Source organism: Mycolicibacterium palauense, assembly GCF_002592005.1.
Taxonomy (GTDB): domain Bacteria; phylum Actinomycetota; class Actinomycetes; order Mycobacteriales; family Mycobacteriaceae; genus Mycobacterium; species Mycobacterium palauense.
In genome coordinates this window covers 41424-62747 of record NZ_NVQF01000003.1, presented here as the reverse complement: position 1 = coordinate 62747, position 21324 = coordinate 41424, and the positions used below count along the sequence as shown (strand labels likewise).

Genomic DNA, 21324 nt, shown 5'->3' with positions numbered 1-21324 from the left:
ACAGGGCGGTGCACCGCTCCGTCACAGGGCGGCCAGCACACCCCGTAGCGCGGCCGTGAGACTGCCCCGGCCGGGCCGGTACATCGGCCCGCACTGATCGGCCAGCAGCAGCCGCAACCGCGCGACACCGCGCGGACGCAGCGGTCCACCGTCGCGTAGCCGATCGAGCAGCTCGTCGACGTGCGGCGCGGCGGCCAGGATCGCGGCATCGGCGGCACGCCCCGACGGATGGCGGACCCGGGCCCGGCCCAACCCGGCGGCCAGGATCCGCGCCAGGCGGCGGCGCTCGGCGTCCCCGGTCAGCCGGGCCGCATGCCAGGCCAACGGGGTGCCCGGTGCGGCCGCGGCACCGGCCTCCACCATGCGATCCCAGCGTGCGGCGTGCCAGCGGGCCAGCACCCGCACCCGCCGGCCCGGACGGACCGGACCGGCCGGGCGCACCGGACGCGGAACCGAACGGCGGGACGGACGCGCTGCACCCGGTTGCGGGGCGATTCTGTGCGGCGACACGGGTTGGACCCCTCTCACGACATGACCTTCAAAAAGGCTATAGCGGTCATGCATGACTAGTCAACTGATTTTGATGGTCACCGCGGGTAGGCTGGGTCCATGACCACCGAGCCCATGGCCACCGAGCCGCAGTGGACGGGGGACCGGGAAGCCAAACCGGCGCCCGGACGGTTGCGCCGGGTCCAGGCTTTGATCAACACCCTCGACCTCGAGACCGGCCAGGACCGCCTGGCCGATGCCGCGCACGCCCGCCCGTGGCTCGTCGCCAACGGACTGCTGGGACCCGAGGACCCGCTGAGCCGCGAGGACCTGGAACTGGTCGTCGACTTTCGCGAGGCGCTGCGCGACATGGTGGACCGATCCCCGCAAGGGCACGGCCGCGCCCGGGACCCGGCGGTCTGCGAACGGATCGGCGCGTCGGTCGGCGCGCGCGTCGAGGTCACCGGGGACGGGGAGGTGCGGCTGGCCCCGCTCGGGGAGGCGGTGCCGGCGCGGCTGCTCCAGATGCTGCTCGACATCCGCGACGCCCAGCACGATGGCAGCTGGCGCCACCTGAAGGCCTGCGCCAACGAGGAGTGCCGCTGGGTGTTCTACGACCGCTCACGCAATCACGCCGGCGCCTGGTGCGAGATGGCGACCTGCGGAAACCAGGCCAAGAACCGCGAGTTCCGGGCCCGGCGACGGGTCACCTGAGCACCGGAGCGCGACCACACGCCATCGGGCCGGGCGGGGCGCTCAGGCGGTCAGGTGCCAGACCAGCGCCGCGGCCAGGGCACCGAGCCCGTTGAGCGACCAGTGCAGGGCGATCGGCGCGATCAGGCTGCCACTGCGTCGGCGCAGCCAGGTGAACACGAAACCGGCCGCGCCGGTCGCGATCACCGCCGCGACCACACCGATCACCATGCCCAGCACGCCGCCGCCGAACAACCGGGTCAGTCCGACGTTGCCACTGGTCAGCCCCAGGGAGCTGGCGACGTGCCACAGTCCGAACAGCAGCGACCCCGCCGCCGCGACGCCCCGGAATCCCCAGGCACGGTCGAGTGCGCCGTGCAGCACGCCGCGGAACGCGATCTCCTCGGGAATCACCGTCTGCAGCGGGATGATCACCATCGAGGCGATCAGCGCTCCCGACACCGTCGCGTAGTGGTTGTTCAGGAACATCGGCCGCGTCCACGGCATCAGGGCGCCGACGGCGATCACCGCACCCACCAACGCGAACGCGGCCAGGGCGTAGCCCACACCGGAGCGCCAGTGGTCGCGGCCGAGGCCGAGTTCGGCCCAGCCCAGCCCGCGGGAGCGGATCAGCAGCAGCAGCGCGAGCGCCGCGACGGGGACCGTGGCCACGTTGGCCAGGGGAGTGGTGAAGTGTGCGATCAGGTTGGTCAGCGCGAGAACCACGACGACGACGGCGATGTCGACATAGATCCGGAAGTGGTGCAGCGCCGCGAGATGGCCCAGCGCGGGGTGCGCGGGCGCCGGGGCGGTGGCGGTGGCGGTGGCGGCGTCAGACATGTTCCCTTCATCGTACCCGGTGCTGGTGTCGGCGCAGGTCAGCGCGCTCAGGACTTGTTCGATGAGCTAACTGACCCCTGCGTTCATTGTTCGTTGTCGCCACCGGTGGTGGAGGCGGCCGCGTCGGCCTCGGCGGCGCTGAGGGTGCCCCGCGCCGCCGGCCACACCCAGTCGCGGACCTCGGGGATGTCGTCACCGTAGGCGCGGGTGTACTCGCGGGCCGCCAGCCGCTTGTCGACCATCTCCTGGCGCAGCGTGGCGCACCGCGAACCCAGCGACGGCACCCGGTCGATCACGTCGATGACCAGGTGGTAGCGGTCCAGGTCGTTGAGCATCACCATGTCGAACGGCGTGGTGGTGGTGCCCTCCTCCTTGTAGCCGCGCACGTGCAGGTTGGCGTGCCCGGTGCGGCGGTAGGTGAGCCGGTGGATCAGCCAGGGGTAGCCGTGGTAGGCGAACAGGATCGGCTTGTCGGTGGTGAACAGCATGTCGAACTCCCGGCCGGACAGACCGTGCGGATGCTCGCTGTCGTCCTGCAGCCGCATCAGGTCCACCACGTTGATGAACCGGATCCTCAGCTCGGGGAGGTGCCTGCGCAGCAGGTCCACGGCGGCCAGCGCCTCCAGGGTCGGCACGTCGCCGGCCGCGGCGATCACCACGTCGGGTTCGCTGCCCAGCTCCTCGGTGCCGGCCCATTCCCAGATCCCCAGCCCGCGGGTGCAGTGTGCGATGGCCTGCTCCATGGTGAGCCAGTTGGGGTGGGGCTGCTTCCCGGCGACCACGACGTTGACGTACTGGCGCGACCGCAGGCAGTGGTCGTAGGTCGACAGCAACGTGTTGGCGTCCGGCGGCAGGTACACGCGTACCACTTCGGCCTTCTTGTTGACCACGTGGTCGATGAAGCCGGGATCCTGGTGGCTGAACCCGTTGTGGTCCTGGCGCCAGACGTGGCTGGACAGCAGGTAGTTCAGGCTGGCCACCGGGCGCCGCCACGGGATGTGGTCGGTGACCTTCAACCACTTGGCGTGCTGGTTGAACATCGAGTCGATGATGTGGATGAAGGCCTCGTAGCAGTTGAACAGGCCGTGGCGCCCGGTCAGCAGATAGCCCTCGAGCCAGCCCTGGCACTGGTGCTCGGAGAGCATCTCCATCACCCGACCCGCCCGGGCCAGGTGCTCGTCGACCTCGGGGCTCAGATACTGTGCGTCCCACTGCTTGTCGGTGGCCGCGTAGACCGCCTGCAGGCGGTTGGAGGCAGTTTCGTCGGGCCCGAAGATCCGGAAGTTGTGCGGGTTGAGCCGCACCACCTCGGTGAGCCACTCGCCCAGGACGCGGGTGGCCTCGGCGACCGCACCGCCGGGGGCGGGCACGTCGACGGCGAAGGCGCGAAAGTCCGGCATCCGCAGGTCCTTGAGCAGGATCCCGCCGTTGGCGTGCGGGTTGGCGCTCATCCGCAGATCGCCCGGCGGAGCGAGCTCGGCGATGTCGGGGTCGAGGCGGCCGTCGCCGTCGAAGAGTTCCTCGGCGCGGTAGGACGCCAGCCAGTCGGCGAGCACCTGCAGGTGTTCGGGGGTGTCGCGGGCGCTGGCCAGCGGCACCTGGTGCGCGCGCCACGACCCGGTGGTCTTGTGGCCGTCGATGTAGGCGGGGCCGGTCCAGCCCTTGGGGGTCCGGAAGACGATCATCGGCCAGCGCGGCCTGGTGTCGTCGCCGGCGGCGGCGTTTTCCCTGATCCGGGCGATCTCGTTGAGAACCTCGTCGAGCAGCGCGGCGAAACGCCGGTGCGCATCGAGGTGGTCGTCGGTCTCGGTGGCCTCGAACACGAACGGCCGGTAGCCGTAGCCGGCCATCAGGCTCAGCAGCTCCTCCTCGGGGATGCGGGCCAGCACCGTGGGGTTGGCGATCTTGTAGCCGTTGAGGTGCAGGATCGGCAGCACCACCCCGTCGGTGACCGGGTTCAGGAACTTGTTGGAGTGCCAGCCGGTGGCCAGCGGCCCCGTCTCGGACTCACCGTCGCCGACCACCGCGGCCACCAGCAGATCGGGGTTGTCGAAGGCGGCCCCGTAGGCGTGCGACAGGACATAGCCCAGCTCACCGCCCTCGTGGATCGAGCCGGGGGTCTCCGGGGCCACGTGCGAGGGGATCCCGCCGGGGAACGAGAACTGGCGGCACAGCCGACGCAGGCCCTCGGTGTCCCGGGTGATGTCGGGGTAGATCTCGGTGTAGGTGCCGTCCAGGTAGGCGCTGGCCACCAACCCGGGGCCGCCGTGGCCGGGGCCGGTGAGGAAGATCGTCGACTGTTGCCGCTCGCCGATCGCCCGGTTGAGGTGCGCGTAGAGGAAGTTCAGCCCCGGGGTGGTGCCCCAGTGCCCGAGCAGCCGGGGTTTGACGTTCTCCGCGGCCAGCGGGGTTCTCAGAAGCGGATTGTCCAGCAGATAGATCTGGCCCACCGACAGGTAGTTGGCCGCCCGCCACCAGCCGTTGAGTCTGGCCAGCATGTCCTCGGTCAGCGGTGTGCGCTTGCTCGGCTGCCATGGCCGGGATGTCGCAGAAATCGGCGTCATGTCTCCATGTAACGCTTCTTCACCGGATGAGGTGCTGACTGATCGCTGAATGTTCACGTACCGGCCGCCTGACCGGCGACTTCGGTAGCGCGGCTATCGTGGGCTGTCCTTGACGCCGGCGACGGGAGTGGGTGACGGCATGCCCGGCAGCGAATCCCCGGCCGGCGACCTCCTGGCCGGGCTGCGGGTGCTCGATCTGGGCGGGGCCGTCGCCGATCCGGTGTCGCGGATCCTGGCCGACCTGGGTGCCGACGTGCTCAAGGTCGAACCGCCGGGCGGTTCGGCGGCCCGGTCGACGCCGCCGACACTCGCCGGAACCGGCATCGCGTTCGCGCTGCACAACGCCAACAAACGCGCCACGGTTCTGGATCCCACCGTCGCGGGCGACCGCGAGCGCCTGGTGGAACTGGCCGGCGCCGCCGACATCGTCGTCGACAGCGGGCTACCCGGTCGCGCCGCGGCCTACGGGGCGCCGATCACCGAACTGGCCGACCGCTTCGACCACCTGGTGGCCCTGTCGGTCACCGACTTCGGCCGCGGTGGCCCGCGGGCGCACTGGCAGGCCACCGACGCCGTGCTGTACGCCCTGTCCGGCGCGCTGTCGCGGTCGGGGCCGACGGTGGGCACACCGGTGCTGCCTCCCACCGGGATCGCGTCGGCCACCGCTGCGGTGCAGGCGGCCTGGGCCGCGCTGGTCGCGTACTACAACCGGTTACGTTGCGGGCAAGGCGATTTCATCGACTTCTCGCGCTTCGAGGCGGTGGTGACGACCCTGGACCCGGCGTTCGGCACCCAGGGCCAGGCGGCGGTGGCCCGCCGGGATCCCGGCCGCTGGCGGGGGCGTCCACGCAACCAGAACCCGTACCCGATCTTCGCCTGCCGCGACGGCCATGTCCGCATGTGCCTGCTCTCGCCGCGCCAGTGGCGGGGCCTGCGGGCCTGGCTGGGCGAGCCCGCGGAGTTCCAGGACGCGCGGTTCGACACCATCGCCGCGCGGTATGCCGCCTGGACCGACATCGGACGGGTGGTGGCCGAGCTGTTCGCCGACCAGACGATGGCCGACCTGGTGGCCGCCGGCCAGGCGCACGGAGTCCCCCTCGCCGAGGTCCTGCCGGCGTCGGACGCCCTGCGCTGCAAGCATTTCAGCGCCGTCGGTGCGGTCACCGACATCGGGGTGACCGCCGGGGTGGAGGTGGTGGCACCGTCGGGCTACTACGTCGTCGACGGCGACCGGCGCGGATACCGGCGACCGGCCCCCGCGGTGGGTGACGACGCCGCCCGCTGGGGCGCGGCGGGGGACGGCGCTCCAGGGCACAGCGCTCCAGGGCACGGCGCTCCAGGGGACGCCGCCCTGCCTGCCGGGGCACCACCGCTGACCGGGGTCCGCATCGTCGATCTCGGGGTGATCGTCGCCGGCGGGGAGCTCAGCCGGCTGTTCGCCGATCTGGGCGCCGAGGTGATCAAGGTGGAAAGCGCCGCCTTTCCCGACGGCCTGCGCCAGACCCGGCCCGGTCAGGCGCTCAGCGACTCGTTCGCGTGGGCGCACCGCAACAGCGAGAGTCTGGGCCTGGAGCTGCGCAGCCGCGCCGGCGCCGAGCTGCTGGGCGAACTGGTGCGCGGCGCCGACGCGTTGTTCGCGAACTTCAAACCCGGCACGTTGGCCTCGCTGGGCTTCACCCACGACAGGCTGCGCGAGCTCAACCCGCGCCTGGTGGTCGCCGAGAGCAGCGCCTACGGCGAACACGGCCCGTGGAGCACCCGGATGGGCTACGGCCCGCTGGTGCGCGCGGCGACCGGGCTGACCGGGCTGTGGACCTCGCCGCAGGCGCCGGCCGACAGCGGCCGGCTCCCGTTGCACGAGGGGTTCTTCGACGCCACCTCCATCTTTCCCGACCACGTGGCCGCCCGGGTCGGCGCCATCGGCGCGCTGGCGGCCCTGATCCGGGCGGCCCGGGACGGCCGCAACGCCCGGGGCGCCCGGATCCACGTCTCGCAGGCCGAGGTGGTGCTCAACCAGCTCGACACCGTCTACGTCGGCGAGGCGGCGCGGCGGGAAAGGCCCGGGCAGTTCGTGGCGGATCCGGCCGTGGACGCGGTGTGCGAGTGCGCCGGGGACGACCAGTGGTGTGTGATCTCGATCCGCCACGACGGCGACTGGCAGGCGCTGGCCGCCGCCCTCGGTGCGCCGGCCCTGGCCGCGGATCCCCGCTGGCGCACCGCGGCCGCCCGCGCGGACAACCGGGCGGTGCTCGTCGCCGAACTGGCGGCATACACCCGGACCCGCGCACCGCACGAGGTCGCCGCGCTGTTGCAGCGCGCCGGGGTGCCGGCGGCGGCCATGAACCGCGCCGACGACGTCTTCGAGGAGGTCCAGCGGGGCCCCGCGCCGCTGCTGACCGAGATGCGGCATCCCCTCATCGACCATCCGCTGCCGACCGAGACGCGGCCGGCCCGGTTCCGCTACCTTCCGCCGGCGCCGCTGCGCCCGGCCCCGCTGCCGGGCCAGCACACCCGGCAGGTGTGCCGCCGGGTGCTGGGACTGGGCGACGCGCAGATCGACCGGCTGCTCGCCGAGGGCGTGCTGTTCACCGGTCCGGGCACAGCGGAGGATGTTTGACACCTGTCAACGTCCGTGTCGCGCGCTGATAGCGTGCAGCCATGGCCCTCGACCCCAGGACTCCCGTGCTCATCGGCTACGGCCAGGTCAATCAGCATGTTCCGGCCGAGGACGCACAGGAGCCGGTCGCCCTGATGGCCGCCGCGGCCCGGGAGGCCGCCGACCCCCGGGTGCTGCAGGCGGTCGACGCCATCCGGGTCGTGAACCTGCTGTCGTGGCGCTACCGCGACCCGGGCCTGGAGCTGGGACAGCGCATCGGGGCCGACAACCCGGCCACCCGGTACTCCGCGATCGGTGGCAACGTGCCGCAGTCCCTGGTCAACCAGGCCTGCCTGGACATCCTCGCCGGCCGCGACCGGGTGGTGCTGCTGGCCGGCGCGGAGACGTGGCGTTCGCGCAAGCGACAGAAGGCCCAGGGCATCCGGCCGCAGTGGACCACCCAGGACGAATCGGTGCCGGTGCCGCCGGGCGCCGAGGACGAGTTCGACATGGTGATGCCCGAGCAGCAGCGCATCGGCCTGGCCGCGCCGTCGCACGTCTATCCGCTGTTCGAGGAGGCGCTGCGGGCCCACCGCGGCGAGTCCCAGCACCGCCACCGGGAGCGCCTGGGCGCGTTGTGGCAGCGGTTCAACGCCGTGGCCACCACCAACCCGCACGCCTGGTCCTCGACGTCCTACACCGCCGAGCAGATCGTGACCCCCGGCCCGGACAACCGGATGATCAGCTGGCCCTACACCAAGCTGCTGAACTCCAACAACATGGTGGACCAGGGCGCGGCGCTCATCCTGACCTCCGTCGAGCAGGCGACCTACCTGCGGGTTCCGCGGGAGCGGTGGGTCTTCCCGTGGGCGGGCACGGATTCGCACGACACCTACGCGATCAGTACCCGCGCCGACTACCACCGGTCCCCGGCGATCCGGTTCGCCGGGCGGCGCGCCCTGGAGCTGGCCGGCCTGGGGATCGACGAGGTGGACCTGGTGGACGTGTACTCGTGCTTCCCGTCGGCGGTCCAGGTCGCCGCCGACGAGCTGGGGCTGTCGACCACCGACGATGCGCGCCCCCTGACGGTCACGGGCGGCCTGACCTTCGCCGGCGGGCCGTGGAACAACTACGTCATGCACGCGATCGCGACCATGGCCCAGCGCCTGGCCGCCGAGCCGGGCCGGCGCGGACTGATCACCGCCAACGGCGGTTACCTGACCAAGCACGCGTTCGGCGTGTACAGCGCCACCCCGCCGCCGGCCGCCTTCCGCTGGGCCGATGTGCAGGACGAGGTCGACCGCGAACCCGTCCGGCGGGCCCACACCGAGTGGGAAGGGGTCGGCACCGTCGAGTCCTGGACGGCACCGTTCGACCGCGACGGCGGCCCCGCCCGGGTGTTCCTGGCGGTGCGCACTCCCGATGACGCCCGCACCCTGGCGGTGGTGCCCGACCAGGATGCGGCGGGCGCGGCGCTGGCCGGTGACCTGGACGAACTCACCGGCTCGAAGGTGAGCGTGCGAGCCGACGGGACGGCCACGCTTCCCTGACCGCCCGCCCCTACCGGCCGCCCCGACCTGCCCCGACTGTCGGCGATGCCCCGGCAAAACCCGCCCCACGCGGCAGAGCAGCCGACTACGCTGTGCGGTACCGATCGGGGGACGGGGATCGCATGCGGATCTTGTTGACCGGCGTCACCAGCAGGCTGGGTCGCGCGGTGGCGGCCGACCTGCTGGCCGCCGGACACGAGGTGAGCGGTGTCGCGCTGCGCGCTCACCCCGATCTCGATCCCCGGGTGGAGCTGACGCTGGGCCGGTTGCAGGCCGGGCTGCCGCGCTATCTGGCCGACGGCGCCGACACGGTGATCCACCTGGCCCCGGTCGAGGCCGCGGCCCCCGAGAGCGCCGGCCTGGGCGGCGTCGTCCACGTCGCCGACGCCGCCGCCCAGGCCGGCGCCCGGCTGGTCTTCGTCTCCCAGGCCTGCGGCGACCCGGCGCTCTACCGCGAGGCCGAGACCCTGGTGTCCTCGGCGTGGGGGCCCAGCCTGGTGATCCGCGTCGCCCCGGCGGTCGGACGCCAGATCGACTGGATGGTGGCCCGCACGGTACGGACGATCGTGAACTCGCACGGCCCGGCGACGATGCGGGTGCTGCACCACGACGACCTGCGCCGGTTCCTGATCCGTGCGGTCGGATCGCACCGCACCGGGGTGGTCGACCTGGCCACCACCGACGCGGTCACCCTGGTGACGGCCCGCCGGCTGCTGCTGCGCGCGGGTGCCGGCGGGCGCGGCGGGGTGGCCTGGACCGACCACGATCCGGGCTACAAGCTCGTTCCGCTGCACCGGCAATGGGATTTCGAGTGCGGATGGAGTGCCGCCGATGCCGTCGCCGACACCGCCCGGGGGCTGGCCGGGCGCCGGGTCACCGCGGCCGGCGCCCGCGACACCGAGTGGTGGTCGGCGCTGCCGATGGAATCGCCCCGCGGTTCGGGCACCGTGACACCGGCGCGCAGCGCGGCGATCGTGCTGCACGACCCGGCACCCAACGGTGTCTCCGGTGAGTTCGACAGCCTGATCGATCGCCGGTTCCCGGTGTTCAGCCGGGACGGCTACGGGGCGGGGCCGCTGACGCCGGTGTCGCTGGACGTGGTGCTGGGTGCGCTGCGGGTGGCGCAGGACACCACCTCGCGTGCGCTGGGCCTGCGCGGTTCGGTGGCCGCGGAGTGGCAGGCCCGCGCGGTCGCGGTGTTCGGCCACCACCTGTATTCGGGGCTCTCGGTGGCCGACGCCGCCGGGGAGGGGCAGTCCCGCACCCACCGGTACCGGAACGCGCGCCGTATGCTTTCACCGGCGCGCCGGTTCGGTGAGCGCGCCGCCGAGTTCGCCGCGGCCCTCGACGCCGAACGGTCCGACGAGACGGCCTGCGCCGGGCTCAGCGACGCCGCGCTGGAGGCGCGGATCGGTTTGTTGCGCAGCAGAATTCAGCAGGGATTCCGGCTGGCGGCGCTCGGCCGGGTACTCGAGGACGCCCTGCGCGGCCTGGCCGGCGGGCAGCGACGGCCCAGTGAGGTGTTCCAGCTTGCCGCCACCTCCGGCGAGCTCGCCGCGGCGGCCGCCGTCCTGAGCGACGACCCCGTCGAGGAGCGCACCCCCGACCCCGAGCATGCGGCCGACACCGATCCCGCCGCGACCGCCGACGTCAAGCCGCGGTGGGCCGTCCGGCTCGCCGACGCCGCCGGCACCGCCCGCCGCCGCTGCTGGGAGGTGACCGCGCAGTACCTGTGGCAGTTGCGGACGGCGCTGCTCGAGCGGGGAACCCGGCTGGCCGGACAGCGCATGCTGGGGGAGCCCTCCGACATCTTCTACCTGACCTGCGACGAGGTCCTCACCGCGCCGATCGATCTGCGGCTGCGGGCCAAGTGCCGACGCGCCGAGAACGAACGGTTGCAGACCCTGCAGATGCCGGAGACGTTCGAGATCGACTGGGTGCCCGCCTGATCGGTTCCCCGCCCCGGGGTCCCGGCGGGACCGGCGCCGGGTGTCAGTCCTCGCCGTCGCGGGCCAGCCGCAACACGTCCTCGACGGTCGGCGGGCTCGGCGGGTGGTGCGACAGGCACCACGGGGCCCGGATCCGGTGGAACGGCTCACCCTCGAGAGCCAGGTAGAAGTTGCCCGCGCGCAGCCGGCTGATCTCGGGCACCAGCCCGCCCTTGGCCCGGGCGATCTCCTGGGCGGTGTCGATCTGGGTGGGTGAGTTCAGCAGTCCGTAGAACTGCGTTGCCGCGTTTCCCGGAATCGTGTTGTGCAGGCCCTTCGGCGACTGTGTGGCATACACCAGGCCCAGACCGTACTTGCGCGCCTGCGAGGACAGGGCCAGCGTGCTGCGCAGGCAGGCGGTCGTCCCGCGGGCCGGGGCGAAGTTCTGCGCCTCGTCCATCACCAGCAGCCCACCGAGCGGACGCTCCCCGGCGGGGTGGCGCCGCAGCCAGGCGAACAGCGCCATCTGCAGCTGGTTGACGAAACCCTCGCGCTGGGCCTCACCGGCCAGGCCCACCATGCTGATCACCGAGACCCGCGCCCGGTACCCCGGCGCCGGCGTGAGCAGCGTGCCCGGGTCGGCCGGGGTGCCGGCGCCGCCGAACATCGCGTCGTTGATCATGGCGGCCTGCAGGTTCTGCCCGAGCTCGGCGGCCAGGGCGGCGGCGTTGCCCAGGCTGCTGACCCCGTCGGGCAGCTCCCCGAGCAGGTCGACGAACTCGGCCAGCGAGCTGCCGCCGCGCTGGCCGTACCAGCCCAGGACCTGACGGAGCACCGCCCGGCGCAGGTTGGCCTTGGCGGTGCGGCCGGTGATCAGCGCCCGCGGCTCCAGGGCGGCCACCGCGGAGTCCACCGCCGCGGCGAACTCGTCGGGGTCCTCGGCCACCGCGGAGAAGTCCGGCAACGGCTGAAACGACAGCGGCCGGCCGGCCTTGCGGTTCGGTGTCCACACCACCACGTCGGTCTCGGCCAGGAACTGTGCCGCGCGCGCGGTGTCGTCCGGGTTCCAGCCCGGTGGTTGCTGTGGCCACGCCGAGCCCAGCCGGGACAGGTCGTTGTTGGGGTCCAGCACGATCGAGGACACGCCCCGCAGCGCGCACTCCTCGACCATCCGGCGGATCAGCACGGTCTTGCCCGAGCCCGACCCGGCGAAGATCACGGTGTGCTTGCGCAGCGCGGCCAGGTCGACGTCGCGGCGGGCACCGTCGACCTCGTCGAAGCCCAGCGGGATCGCGGTCGGAGAGCGCGGCGTCTCCTCGGCGGGTGTTTCCGGCCGCCGCTCGGCCTCGCCTCCCGCCTCCTGCTCGGCCTCCGCGGCCGCCGGCTCGTCGGTGTCCCCGGGCTGCGGCCCGGGCGGGGGCAGCGGACCGGCCTCCTCGCCGAGGGCCTCGCGCAGCAGCGTGATCGTGTGGGCGGGCATCCGGGCACGCAACCACTGCGGCAACTCGCGGGCGTCCTCCTCGACCAGGTCGCGCAGTGCGGTCATGGTGCGCAGGTCGGCGTCGGAGACGTGCAGGGTACGTCCGCCCGCCGCGGTGAAGTCCTCGATCATCGCGGTCGTCTTCTTGCCGCTGGGCCAGGGGCTGTTGCGCAGCAGGAACAACTTGCGCCGATCCAGGTTGTTGCCGAAACCCGTTGCCTGGCAGGCACTTCGGATCCGATTCTGGACGGCCACCGGATGGCCGGCGGCGATCGCGCGAAATGCCCAGTGCCGTTCGTCGTCGGTGGCGGGGTCCAGGCTGCGGCGCAGGCGTGCGTGCAGCGGTACCCGCGCCCCGGGCGGTGGATCCACGCGGAAGTCCCCGAGGTCCCCGCCGTCGCCGTCCTCCTCGATCCAGGCCCGCAGGGCGGCGTGCAGCAGTTCGGGCATGGTGGTGTCCTCGCCCTCGGGGTCCAGTGCGGCCACGGTGACCGCCCGGCGGCGGAACTCGGCGAAGCGGGCATCGAGTCCGCCGTACTGGTCGCCGGCATGCGCCTCGGACGCGGGCGACCGTCCGGAGTCCGTGCCGGCGCTTCCGGCGCCGGGAGCCTCGGCGCCGCGGCCGTCGGCCAGCGAGGCCAGCTCGACGACCTCGTCGCTGCTCAGACAGCCGCGGATGTGGGCGTCGGCGCGTTTGAGCAGCTGGCGTGGCGTGTAGTTCGGGGCGTCGGCGAAGGCGTCGGCCCGGATCGGCCAGCTCGGGTAGGGCGGAGTGAAGCCGACGGCGGCGTACCCGGCGGCGAACCGGCGTTCCAGGATGGCGCGGCCCAGTTCCGGGGTGGGCAGCCCCTGCAGCGGGGAGGTCACCCGGAACCGGTCGGCGACGGTGGCGGTGGCCCGGTGCTGGATGCTCTCCCACGCGGCGGGCAGGCAGGCGACCACGCCGACGGTGCGGCGCATCGTCTGGCGGATCGACATCAGGCCGTGCGCGACGTGTTCGAGGTCGCGGTTGTCGGTCGGTGCGGCGGCGGTGTCGATGCGTTCGGTGGACTGGGCCAGCAGGGTGTCGATCTGGTCGACGGCGAGCACGGCGGGGCCGGCCAGCGCCACGATCCGCGCGATGTCGCGCACGGTCTCCTGCGGCGTGGCCGTCGACGCCGGCAGCCCCCAGCCGCCGCGATCGCCGCCGGCGTCCTCGTGCGAGCTCAGGTACGCCTCGCCGATGTCCTGCAGTCCGAAGTCCGACGAGCCCACCAGAACCAGCGCCCGCAACACGTGCCGGCACTGCCGGACGGTCTCACGGTGGACCTTGTGCAGGGCGGTGACGAACTCGTCGAGGATGTCCGGGCTCAGCTCGTCGTCGCCGGCGATGGCGCGGCGGGCGGCCCGGGAGACGTGCGCGATCGAGGCCAGCTCCCACAACAGGTCCTTGAGCTGCGTCTCGCGCCGGGCGCCGGGCCGCCCGAGGCTCTCCAGGATGCCCGCCCGGGCCGACTGCCAGAAGCTGGTGGCGTCGAGCAGTTCCACGACGAAGAAGAACCCGCCGGCGGCCTGGACGCGTTCCCGGACCTGGCCGAGCATGTGGGTCTTGCCGGAGCCGGCCTGGCCCCGAAGCACCACGCCCAGCGGGCTGCCGTCGGGGTCGACGGCGGCGTCGTCGACGGCGGCCATCACCTCGGCGAGCACGTTGTCGTTGAGGCCGGCGACGTGCAGCTCGGTCTGTGGGCGCCACAGGTCGTCGGAGGTGGGGGCCCACGTCAGCCGCAGGGCCGACAGTGCCTCGCGCTCTTCGGAGTTCATCGGGTCACCCATCAGGCCTCGATCGCGATGACGTGTTTGGCCTGGCCGCCGATCTCGACGGCGGCGGCGCGGTCCTCGGCGGTCAACACCTTCTGGTTCTCCTCGGGGATCAAGTGCACGCCCGGAATCCGGTACATCCGTCTCAGTTCGGCGTCGAGGTCGGTCCGGGCGACCCCGCCGACGGCGGCGCGCAGCCGGGCCAGCCCGACCCAGCCGCCCGGGGCGCCGGCAAGACGGCCGTAGGAGGAGCGGATCAGCGTCTCTGCCGATTCGCCGGTCGGCGCCGCCCCGGCCGCCCCGACAGCAACGGTTGCCCCGGAACGTGCGACCGGGCGGGAGGTGCGGAACACCTCCGCCAGCGGCACGTCCTCGCGCTCCAGATAGGTCCCGAGCCCGCGCAGGACGGTGTAGAACGCCTTGGCCTGGCCCTTGGCGCCCGGCGGGACCGCAGCGCCGAGAAGGCTGCGGCAGGTCGCCCAACCGCGGTCGGTGAGCTCGTGCACGAAGCGTCTGCCCTCCTGGGTCGATTCGATCAGACCGAGCCGGTTGAGCTTCTCCCGGCTCGGCTTGGTCAGTTCGGGCCCCAACTGTGCCAGCTCGGGGTTGGGAACGGGCCGCACCTCAGCCATCAGTACCAGAAGCACCGCCTGCTCGGCTCCCGTCAGGTCCTCGGGCCTCACGTTCACGTATGCATCCCTTCGTCGCTCCGTCGGGCCGCCAGCAACTCTTCGATCATGGCAAGTGTGCGTGACAGGTCCGCGCTGACTTCGTCGTTGGTGAACCGCAGCACGGCGAAACCCGCCAGAACCAGCGTGTTGTCGCGGCGGCGGTCGTCGGCGTATTTCAGTGCGCCACGGTGGTCGGGGCCGTCGAGTTCGACGACGACCCGCTCGCGCGGCCACATCAGATCCACCCGCAGCGGCGGCAAGAAGCGTCGCCCTCCCCAGTGGGTCTGATTCCAGGTGCGCCCGTGCGCCCAGGCGCAGCGGCCCAGCGCCGCCTCCACGGCCTGCTCCACCGCGCTGCCCGGGTGGGGGCGCCCGACCAGCGCGGGCACCGTGGCGAGGCCTGCGCCCGCGCCGGCCCGCGGCCGCTGCAGGGTGCGCAGGTAGTCGGGCACGAGAACGCTCACCAGCGGGATCCGATCGGAATCCCGGGCCAGATCGCCCAGCAGCCAGACACCCACGCCCACGTGGTTGGCCAACCATTCCGCGGCCGTGGCGACGACGTCCCGGTCGGCTTCCCGGTCGGCACCGGCGCCGACGTGCTGGCGATGCAGCGCGATGACCACGCCGTCGCGGCCATAGGTCTCGGCGAGCAGTGCCGCCAGCCCACGACCCAGATGCGCAGGGTCGTAACCCCCGCGCAGGGGCCTGCCGGCCAACGCCGCGTCGGCCAGGTCGGCCAGCAGCGGGCCGAAGTGGGGGCTCCGCGAACCCGCGATCCGCCCCAGCCGGCGTGCGGTGCGCCGATCGAAGTCGCTGCCGGACCCGGCCGGCGCACCCGGTAGCCAGGCGGGGAAGAGGTCGCGTACCGCCGACTCCAGCACCGCGAGCACCTCGCTGACCACCGAACGTGAACCGGCCGGGGTCGGTTCACCTTCGGCGGTCACCTGGTAACCGATGACCACCGGCGCATCCGCCGGCAACGGGTCCAGACCGACGCTGAACTGCTCGGGATCCGGCCCGAGCACACCGACCACCCGATCGGCCGGCAGGGCGGACACGTCCAGACCGGCGGCCGCGGGCTCCGATGGCATCTGCGCCCCTACCAAACGCCCCCTCCGGCCCTGTCCGTCGTGCCCTGTCCCTCGTGCCCTGTCCGCCGTGCTGTCCGTCCTGTCATTGTCGCCTACCGGACGGCGGGAGGGTCAGTCACCCGCGGGGCCCGTTGGGGCGAGCGTGCTGAGCTGGCGGTTCGGATCGGCCGGTGCGTCGGGGTCCACGGCCTCCCGGGAGCGGATCGGCGCCTTCCTGTCGTCGCGCCTGTCGTCACGGCGTCCTGGACCGCTCCGGGACCGCTCCGGGACCGGTCACGAACCGGTCAGTTCGCCCATGAGCCTCTCGTCGCGCGAGACCCGTTCCAGGGCCGCGGCCAGGCGCGCGTTGTCCCCGCAGGCCAGGGCGCCCAACCGGTCGGGATCGGTGGGCAGGCCGAGCTGCCCGGCGGCCTGCCGAGCCCGCTCGTCGAAGTAGGGCCGCACCCAGGGCCACGCGTCCTGGACCTCGCGCAGGAAGATCGCGGCGCCGGTGGCCCCGATCCCCTTGAAGCGCGTGAGCAGGCGGGCCGCCTCGCCGGTGTCGCCGCCGGCCCGCTCGGCGAGCCCGCGCAGGTCGCCGTGGTAGTCGTCGCGCACCATGGTGGCCATGTCGGTCAACCGGGTCGCCGAGCTCTCGTCGTAGCGGGCGTAGCCGGCACGCCCGAACGCCTCGATCATCCTCGCGCGGTCACCGCCGAGCACCGCGCCGGGCGTGCGCAGCCCGGCTCCCCAGAGCTCCCGGGCCGCGGCGGTGGCGGTGTCGGCGTGAATCGGCTTGGCCGCCAACATCGCCAGCACAAGCAGCTGGAACAACGGCATCGGCGTGTTCGTCAGGTGGATACCGGCCTGCTGCGCGTAGGTGGTTCCGGCCTCGTCGAGCAGGCGCCGGGTCAGCTCCGTGCGGGAATCGGGTGCGGACATCAGTGCGGGAATACCCGTGCCACGGCGGGGTGAACCCGGTCGGTCAGCCGGGTTTGGCCGGCAGGGTGTCGACGTAGTCCAGTGCCCGGCCGACCCAGCTCGTGAGCTGGCGCCGGGTGTTCAGGCCCTCCGCGGCGACGTGGAGCCACCCGCGTCTGGGCCGGCCGGCCATCACCATGGGGGTGACGTGACCGCGCCCGCCCGCCGCGTCCAGCAGCGTCTCGGTCTCCGACGGCGGCACGCGCACCAGAAGCCCACCGTCGCGGCTGGCCGCGACCACCAGATGGCCGCCGACGAGGAACCCCAGCCCGCCGAACATGGCCTTCTCGTCGATCCCGCGCCGCGAGCTGAGCACGTCGCGCAGCCGGTTGGCCAGCACCTCGTCGTAGGCCATCGCAGCTCAGTCCAGATCGACGCGGACGGTGAGCAGCTCGGTGCCCAATGCCCGCACGACCGCGCTGTTGGAGGTCGGCTGGTCACGTAGCCGCTGCATCGGGTCGTCATCGGGCAGCAGGTGCGCCGTACCGGTCCGCCAGCGCCCGCGCAGACGCAGCCGCACCGCCGGGTCGGCCTTGATGTTCTTGACGTAGTCGGCGTGTTCGCCGTGCTCGGCGACGATCCAGAACGTGTCGCCGTCAAGGGTGCCGCCGACGTTGGTGCGCCGCGGCTTCTTCGACGTGCGCCCGACCGTCTCGATCATCGTGGTGGGCAGCCGCCGGCCGACCGGATTGATCAGATAGCGCTGCACGGCGTGCACGACATCGCGTTTGAGTGTGTTCGGGTCCGGCATGACCCCATTATCTGTCCCGGGTGCCGCGGGACCGCAAGGGTTTGTCCGCCATCACCGGCCCGGGGCGGGGGAGGACCCGGGAATGCTCAGCGCCTGCCGAGGGCCTGCCGACCGGGGTCGGTGCCGGTGGCCTCGTTCGGCGACGCGGCGCCGGAGCCCGTGTCGTGAGTGGCCGTGTCGTGAGTACCCGTGCCCTGCCGGCCCTCCCGGATCTCCCGGCGGCGGTCCTCGATCGCGCGGCCGATGTCGCGCAGCAGCGTCGGTTTCCGGGCGACGAGGTCGGCGATCTCGGAGCGGGGAACCTCCAGCAACGTCACCTCGCCGATGGCCGTGGCCGCCGAGAGCAGGGGCTCCCGCGTCAGGGTGGTGGCCCCGATAAAGTCGCCGACCTTGAGCACGCGCACCTCGACCATGCCCCCGTCCTGGCCGGGGACGAGCAGCCGGACCGCCCCGCCCAGCACGAATTTCATGGAGTCCGCCACCGAACCGAGGTACTGGATCGTCTCGTCGTCGGCGTAGCGGACCAGCCGGACATCGTCCACCAGAGCACGCTGGTCGGCCGGGGTCAGGCGCAGGGTGCGGGCCACGGCGGCCAGCGCCTGAACCCGGCGGGTGCTGCTGGAGTAGTCGTCGGTGGCGCCCTCGAGATGCAGCCCGGCGCGCCGCGAGGCGTACCACAACCTGCGCAGGTAGACCGCTCGAGCGGGCTCCTCGTCGGCGGGGCTGCGCAGGGGGATCGACACCTGGAAGCCGGTGCCGCCGAGCGGTTCGGCCGACGGCCCGGCGCCGGGGCTCAGATGGGGCAGGTCCTCGGCGACCCGGGTCAGCAGCGCGCACACCTGCTCCGGCGGGTCGGCGGTGTCGAACGACGTCGCCACGACGATCCGGTGGGCGCCGGCGGGCCTGCTGAGGTTGGTGAACGAGGCCGCGGCGAGCACCGAATTGGGTGTGATCTGCAGGCCCATTCCGGTGTCGATGTGCACCGAGCGCCAGTTGACTTCGACCACCCGGCCGTCGGCGGTCGGCGTCTTCAACCAGTCGCCGAGCCGGAACGGCTGCTCGAACAGCATCAACAGACCGGAGATGATCTGGCCGACCGAGTTCTGCAGGATCAGGCCCAGGACGATCGAGGAGATGCCCAGCGCGGTGAACACACCGCCGACCTTGGCGCCCCACACGTAGGCCAGGATCAGCGCCACCCCGACCGCGATGAGCACGAACCGGGCCACGTCGAGGAAGATCGAGGGCATTCGCTTGCGCCAGCTGCCTTCCGGCGCGCCGTGGAACAGCGTCGCCTTCAGCCCCGAGAGCGCCAGGACCAGCACCACGAAGCCCACCGCGGTGGCCACCACGCGAACCCAGGTGTCGTGCCAGGGCATGTCGCGTGCCTTGAGCATCAGGATCAGCAGCGCGACCAGGGGCAGCAGATAGGTGCGCGTCACCGCCACCGGCCGGGCCAGCACCGAGCCCCTGCGCACCAGCGTCTGATGCAGCTCCGTCAAGGCCACCAGGCCCACCGGCAGGCCGATCGCGACCGCGACCGACCAGGAGAACCAGGAGGACTCCCACAGCGGGGTCATGCCGGCGGCTCCACGAGCTTCCAGATCTGCTCGGTGGCCGCGCCCGGTGCGCCGGCGACGGCGACCTCCCCGGCCGGGGCGAACTGCCGCACATCGCGCATCGCGTCGTAGACCGCCGTGGAGACATAGATACCCGGCTCGGCGGGACCACTCTGGGCCCGGTGCGCGAGATTGACCGCCGCACCCCACATGTCGTAGACGACGGTGGTGCGCCCGACCAGACCCGTGGTGACGGTGCCGGTGTCGATACCGATCCGCAGCGCCAGGTGGTGTCCGGTCTCGTTGTTGAACCGCTCGATGATGCTGTCGATCTCGACCGCGAAGTCGACGGTGCGCCGCACGTTGTCCAGCCACGGCGTGTTCAGACCGCAACTGGCCAGGTAGCCGCTGCGCATCGTGCGGACCCGCTCGACACCGAGTTCCTCTGCGGCGGCGTCGAATTGCCGCACGATGTGGTTGACCACCCTGAGCAGCTCCTCGGCGGGCAACTGGGTGGCCAGTTCGTCGAGTCCGACGATGTCGGCGAAGATCACCGACACGTCCCGGTGATCCTCGGCGACGGTGTCCTCACCGCCGCGGTGGCGGTCCGCCACCGCCTCCGGCATCAAGGACAGCAGCAGACGGCGGTTCTCCCGCTGCTGCTCGGCGAGCAGGTCCTGATGGGTCTTGAGGCCGCGACTCATCTCGTTGAACACCATGGTCAGATCACCGAATTCGTCGCGGGACAGCACCGGCAGCGTGGTGTCGAAGTTACCGGCGCCGATGCGTTCGGCGCCCGCCTCCAGACGCTTGATCGGGCGGACGAACAACCGCGCCAGGAACATCGAGGCGATGCACACCAGGAAGATGATCAGCACGGTCGACCAGACGAGTTTGCGGGTGAAGTTCAGCACCGGGGTGAAGGCCTCGTCGGTGTTGATCTTGGCGATCAGCGACCAGTTGAGTCCCGGAAGGTTCACCGGGCCGTAGGCCTGCAACGTGCGGTTCCCGAGATAGTCCTCGGTGATCAGCGTTCCGAACTGGCCCCGCTGCGCGCGGGACAGCGCGTCGTTGCCGACGGGCTGGACCAGCGTCGTACCGTGCAGCCGGATCGCGCTCTCGGCGACGTCGGGCGGTGTGCCCGCGGCGACGACCTCCTGCTTGTATTTCTGCGGATCCTCCAGGAACAGCCGCGAATCCGAGCGCATCAGGTTGTCGGGGCCGGCCAGGTAGGTCTCGCCGGTACTGCCCATGCCCACGGCCCGCCAGTCCTGGCTGTAGGTCATCAGGTTGTTGATCTTCTCGATCGGGAACTCCAGGGCCAGCACGCCGTCGGTCTGGCTGGCCGTCCCGACCGGCGACATCAGCCACGCGGTGGGCTCGTTGTAGTTCGGCAGATAGTTGGTGAAGTCGGTGACCTCGACCTTCTCCAGTGCCCGGCCGTTCACCGTCTTGTTGAACGCGTCGGTGAACGTCGCTGTGGCGTAGGGCCCGGTCAGCAGATTGGTGCCGAGTTCCTCCTGTTTGTAGGCGCTGTAGACCACGGTGCCCTGCGGGTCGATGAGCAGGGCGTCCCGGAACCCGAAGCGCCGGACGATCTCCCGGAAGAACTTGGTGTAGCGCGCATTGGCCGCACTCCATGCGCTGCCGTCACCGGGATCGTCGACGTTCAGAGCCGAGGTGTCGGTGGTGTACGGGGCGGTGTAGATCGCCTGCAGATACCTCTGCGCGTTCGAGGCGGGCAACACCGCGGCCAGATCGAGCCGCTGGCCGGACTCCTTCTCCACCTCGGGGGCGAACTGGGTGGCGTAGAAGTCGGTGAGGCGCTGCTGCTGCTCGGGAGTGATCGTGGCGTCGGACAGTTCGGCGAACCCCGCGCGGAACGCGGTCATGGCGCTGGTGGTCGTCTCGACGCCCGAGTAGACCACCAGCGAGTTCGTCATCTCGACGTAGAGCGCCTCCAGTCGGCGGGTCTGGGCCTCGCGCAGCTCCGTCAACTGATCGAAAACCGCCGACCGCAGCCCGTTTCGGCCGGACTGAAATCCGATCGCACCGACGATCGCGGCCGAGAGCACGCTGGTGAACAGCAGCATGATCAGGATCTTGGACTGGATGCTCACCCGGCCCATGAGCGCCCGGGGACGCCGGCGGCCGCGACGCCGCTTGCCCGGCAGGGCGCTCGACCCCGTCCCACCCGTATCCGGGGACTCGTCGACGTCGGCGTGGGCGTCGGCTGCCGGCCCCGCGCCGGCAGTCATCGAGTCATCACGGGCTGAGACTAATCGCCGGTGGCGTCCCAGCCCGTGATTTCCGCCCTCAGGTGTCGTCGCAGGTGGCCGGGGGGCGGGGCCGACG

The 21324-nt window shown here is 72.1% G+C and carries 15 protein-coding genes; 4 read left to right on the top strand and 11 right to left on the bottom strand.

From position 1 onward, the window contains the following. Positions 1-21: 21 nt before the first annotated feature. Positions 22-441 (bottom strand): hypothetical protein, encoded by a 420-nt coding sequence (locus CSR00_RS01985; RefSeq protein WP_099020725.1) that lies wholly within the window; start codon positions 439-441, stop codon positions 22-24. Positions 442-609: 168 nt separating this feature from the next. Here CSR00_RS01985 and CSR00_RS01980 point away from each other — a divergent pair, with 168 nt between their 5' ends. Next, complete coding sequence (locus CSR00_RS01980; RefSeq protein WP_245905781.1) at positions 610-1203, top strand: CGNR zinc finger domain-containing protein; 594 nt, start codon at positions 610-612, stop codon at positions 1201-1203. 42 nt (positions 1204-1245) lie between these two features. Here CSR00_RS01980 and CSR00_RS01975 read toward each other — a convergent pair whose 3' ends face one another. Next, positions 1246-2022, bottom strand: coding sequence for a CPBP family intramembrane glutamic endopeptidase (locus CSR00_RS01975; RefSeq protein WP_099020724.1), 777 nt, complete (start codon positions 2020-2022; stop codon positions 1246-1248). Between the two features lie 83 nt (positions 2023-2105). Further along, positions 2106-4586 (bottom strand): phosphoketolase family protein, encoded by a 2481-nt coding sequence (locus CSR00_RS01970; protein ID WP_099020723.1) that lies wholly within the window; start codon positions 4584-4586, stop codon positions 2106-2108. Between the two features lie 139 nt (positions 4587-4725). On the opposite strand from CSR00_RS01970, the gene CSR00_RS01965 reads away from it, so the two are divergent. The 3 genes from CSR00_RS01965 to CSR00_RS31510 all read left to right on the top strand — a co-directional run bounded on the left by CSR00_RS01965 (position 4726) and on the right by CSR00_RS31510 (position 10681). Then, a complete protein-coding gene (locus CSR00_RS01965) occupies positions 4726-7203 on the top strand; it encodes a CaiB/BaiF CoA-transferase family protein (RefSeq protein WP_099020805.1) in 2478 nt (825 codons plus the stop codon). A gap of 41 nt (positions 7204-7244) precedes the next feature. Continuing rightward, the gene (locus CSR00_RS01960; protein WP_099020722.1) at positions 7245-8732 is read left to right on the top strand and encodes an acetyl-CoA acetyltransferase; all 1488 of its coding nucleotides are present in this window, start codon (positions 7245-7247) and stop codon (positions 8730-8732) included. Between the two features lie 122 nt (positions 8733-8854). Then, a complete protein-coding gene (locus CSR00_RS31510; protein ID WP_099020721.1) occupies positions 8855-10681 on the top strand; it encodes an NAD-dependent epimerase/dehydratase family protein in 1827 nt (608 codons plus the stop codon). Positions 10682-10724: 43 nt separating this feature from the next. Here the strand turns inward: CSR00_RS31510 and CSR00_RS01950 are convergent, their stop codons facing one another. The 8 genes from CSR00_RS01950 to CSR00_RS01915 form a co-directional block, all read right to left on the bottom strand. Further along, positions 10725-13940 carry a helicase HerA domain-containing protein gene (locus CSR00_RS01950; protein ID WP_099020804.1) on the bottom strand — a complete coding sequence of 1072 codons (3216 nt, stop codon included), beginning with the start codon at positions 13938-13940 and terminating at the stop codon, positions 10725-10727. Between the two features lie 11 nt (positions 13941-13951). Further along, complete coding sequence (locus CSR00_RS01945) at positions 13952-14626, bottom strand: hypothetical protein (protein ID WP_099020720.1); 675 nt, start codon at positions 14624-14626, stop codon at positions 13952-13954. Next, on the bottom strand, positions 14623-15699 hold the full coding sequence (locus CSR00_RS01940; RefSeq protein ID WP_099020719.1) for an endonuclease domain-containing protein: 1077 nt from the start codon (positions 15697-15699) through the stop codon (positions 14623-14625). Before CSR00_RS01940 ends, CSR00_RS01945 begins: the two co-directional genes overlap by 4 nt. 273 nt (positions 15700-15972) lie before the next feature. Further along, positions 15973-16620, bottom strand: a complete 648-nt coding sequence (locus tag CSR00_RS01935; protein WP_099020718.1) for an HhH-GDP family DNA glycosylase — start codon at positions 16618-16620, stop codon at positions 15973-15975. 43 nt (positions 16621-16663) lie between these two features. Further along, positions 16664-17014, bottom strand: coding sequence for a TfoX/Sxy family protein (locus CSR00_RS01930; RefSeq protein WP_099020717.1), 351 nt, complete (start codon positions 17012-17014; stop codon positions 16664-16666). 6 nt (positions 17015-17020) lie between these two features. Then, the gene (locus CSR00_RS01925) at positions 17021-17410 is read right to left on the bottom strand and encodes a nitroreductase/quinone reductase family protein (RefSeq protein ID WP_099020716.1); all 390 of its coding nucleotides are present in this window, start codon (positions 17408-17410) and stop codon (positions 17021-17023) included. 86 nt (positions 17411-17496) lie between these two features. Further along, on the bottom strand, positions 17497-18990 hold the full coding sequence (locus CSR00_RS01920; protein ID WP_099020715.1) for a mechanosensitive ion channel domain-containing protein: 1494 nt from the start codon (positions 18988-18990) through the stop codon (positions 17497-17499). Beyond that, on the bottom strand, positions 18987-21227 hold the full coding sequence (locus CSR00_RS01915) for an adenylate/guanylate cyclase domain-containing protein (RefSeq protein ID WP_099020714.1): 2241 nt from the start codon (positions 21225-21227) through the stop codon (positions 18987-18989). Before CSR00_RS01915 ends, CSR00_RS01920 begins: the two co-directional genes overlap by 4 nt. Positions 21228-21324: the final 97 nt, after the last annotated feature.

Coding starts and splice junctions, on each gene's coding strand:
- CSR00_RS01980 (WP_245905781.1), top strand. CDS start 610: ATGACCACCGAGCCCATGGCCACCGAGCCGCAGTGGACGGGGGACCGG.
- CSR00_RS01975 (WP_099020724.1), bottom strand. CDS start 2,022: ATGTCTGACGCCGCCACCGCCACCGCCACCGCCCCGGCGCCCGCGCAC.
- CSR00_RS01970 (WP_099020723.1), bottom strand. CDS start 4,586: ATGACGCCGATTTCTGCGACATCCCGGCCATGGCAGCCGAGCAAGCGC.
- CSR00_RS01965 (WP_099020805.1), top strand. CDS start 4,726: ATGCCCGGCAGCGAATCCCCGGCCGGCGACCTCCTGGCCGGGCTGCGG.
- CSR00_RS01960 (WP_099020722.1), top strand. CDS start 7,245: ATGGCCCTCGACCCCAGGACTCCCGTGCTCATCGGCTACGGCCAGGTC.
- CSR00_RS31510 (WP_099020721.1), top strand. CDS start 8,855: ATGCGGATCTTGTTGACCGGCGTCACCAGCAGGCTGGGTCGCGCGGTG.
- CSR00_RS01950 (WP_099020804.1), bottom strand. CDS start 13,940: ATGAACTCCGAAGAGCGCGAGGCACTGTCGGCCCTGCGGCTGACGTGG.
- CSR00_RS01940 (WP_099020719.1), bottom strand. CDS start 15,699: ATGCCATCGGAGCCCGCGGCCGCCGGTCTGGACGTGTCCGCCCTGCCG.
- CSR00_RS01935 (WP_099020718.1), bottom strand. CDS start 16,620: ATGTCCGCACCCGATTCCCGCACGGAGCTGACCCGGCGCCTGCTCGAC.
- CSR00_RS01930 (WP_099020717.1), bottom strand. CDS start 17,014: ATGGCCTACGACGAGGTGCTGGCCAACCGGCTGCGCGACGTGCTCAGC.
- CSR00_RS01925 (WP_099020716.1), bottom strand. CDS start 17,410: ATGCCGGACCCGAACACACTCAAACGCGATGTCGTGCACGCCGTGCAG.
- CSR00_RS01920 (WP_099020715.1), bottom strand. CDS start 18,990: ATGACCCCGCTGTGGGAGTCCTCCTGGTTCTCCTGGTCGGTCGCGGTC.
- CSR00_RS01915 (WP_099020714.1), bottom strand. CDS start 21,227: ATGACTGCCGGCGCGGGGCCGGCAGCCGACGCCCACGCCGACGTCGAC.